1 rRNA gene is annotated in these 2,123 nt (G+C 44.6%); it reads left to right on the top strand.

The features are described 5' to 3' along the window. Positions 1-497: 497 nt before the first annotated feature. Positions 498-2,001 (top strand): 16S ribosomal RNA (locus QU01_RS07815). The last annotated feature ends 122 nt before the right edge of the window (positions 2,002-2,123 follow it).

Genomic DNA, 2,123 nt, shown 5'->3' on the forward strand with positions numbered 1-2,123 from the left:
TAATTTAAGCAAACCTTAAGCTTTCTATGACTATAATTTCATTTCCTTGTTTCAGCAAGGGCTTTTAAAAAGCCGCTTGATACCTTACAAGGATAGCTGTTTAAAGCAAACGATCTTTGAAAACTAAGCAAATTGATAGAAGTTCTTTTTAAAGGGATATTCTAAAACAAAATAAGTAATGACTGACTAAATAGAGTGAGGGTTTTTATAACTTTCATTCTTTTATAAGAAATTCTTATCCAACCAGTGCCAATCAATTCCATTGATTGTGATGATTATATCATTATGATTGATGACTGAATGGCATGAGAGTATTTTTAGGTTAGCGTTTGGCTAAACCTTTTTAAAAAGTTTCTTTCTGTTTTGTTGTTGTAATACTTAAGAACACAATCCGTTTTATTCAATAAAGTCTAAAACGAGTTCTTGTGATACGCTAAAGCTGTTGTTAGGAATAACAACAGCCTATCAAAAAACAAAAGAGCTTTAGGACAAACACTTTTATGGAGAGTTTGATCCTGGCTCAGAGTGAACGCTGGCGGCGTGCCTAATACATGCAAGTCGAACGATGAAGCTTCTAGCTTGCTAGAATGCTGATTAGTGGCGCACGGGTGAGTAACGCATAGGTCATGTGCCTCTTAGTTTGGGATAGCCATTGGAAACGATGATTAATACCAGATACTCCCTACGGGGGAAAGATTTATCGCTAAGAGATCAGCCTATGTCCTATCAGCTTGTTGGTAAGGTAATGGCTTACCAAGGCTATGACGGGTATCCGGCCTGAGAGGGTGAACGGACACACTGGAACTGAGACACGGTCCAGACTCCTACGGGAGGCAGCAGTAGGGAATATTGCTCAATGGGGGAAACCCTGAAGCAGCAACGCCGCGTGGAGGATGAAGGTTTTAGGATTGTAAACTCCTTTTGTTAGAGAAGATAATGACGGTATCTAACGAATAAGCACCGGCTAACTCCGTGCCAGCAGCCGCGGTAATACGGAGGGTGCAAGCGTTACTCGGAATCACTGGGCGTAAAGAGCGCGTAGGCGGGATAGTCAGTCAGGTGTGAAATCCTATGGCTTAACCATAGAACTGCATTTGAAACTACTATTCTAGAGTGTGGGAGAGGTAGGTGGAATTCTTGGTGTAGGGGTAAAATCCGTAGAGATCAAGAGGAATACTCATTGCGAAGGCGACCTGCTGGAACATTACTGACGCTGATTGCGCGAAAGCGTGGGGAGCAAACAGGATTAGATACCCTGGTAGTCCACGCCCTAAACGATGGATGCTAGTTGTTGGAGGGCTTAGTCTCTCCAGTAATGCAGCTAACGCATTAAGCATCCCGCCTGGGGAGTACGGTCGCAAGATTAAAACTCAAAGGAATAGACGGGGACCCGCACAAGCGGTGGAGCATGTGGTTTAATTCGAAGATACACGAAGAACCTTACCTAGGCTTGACATTGAGAGAATCCGCTAGAAATAGTGGAGTGTCTAGCTTGCTAGACCTTGAAAACAGGTGCTGCACGGCTGTCGTCAGCTCGTGTCGTGAGATGTTGGGTTAAGTCCCGCAACGAGCGCAACCCCCTTTCTTAGTTGCTAACAGGTCATGCTGAGAACTCTAAGGATACTGCCTCCGTAAGGAGGAGGAAGGTGGGGACGACGTCAAGTCATCATGGCCCTTACGCCTAGGGCTACACACGTGCTACAATGGGGTGCACAAAGAGAAGCAATACTGCGAAGTGGAGCCAATCTTCAAAACACCTCTCAGTTCGGATTGTAGGCTGCAACTCGCCTGCATGAAGCTGGAATCGCTAGTAATCGCAAATCAGCCATGTTGCGGTGAATACGTTCCCGGGTCTTGTACTCACCGCCCGTCACACCATGGGAGTTGTGTTTGCCTTAAGTCAGGATGCTAAATTGGCTACTGCCCACGGCACACACAGCGACTGGGGTGAAGTCGTAACAAGGTAACCGTAGGTGAACCTGCGGTTGGATCACCTCCTTTCTAGAGAAAAGCTTTTAACATTCGCTTGTTAAAAGCCAAAGAGTATTACCTGACAAAAGAACTTCTTGTTGCTTAGTTTTGAAAGATTGAGTCTTTCTTATTTACTTCTTGATTTTGTTTAA

The organism is Helicobacter pylori SA221C (assembly GCF_000476855.1).
Lineage (GTDB): Bacteria > Campylobacterota > Campylobacteria > Campylobacterales > Helicobacteraceae > Helicobacter > Helicobacter pylori_DK.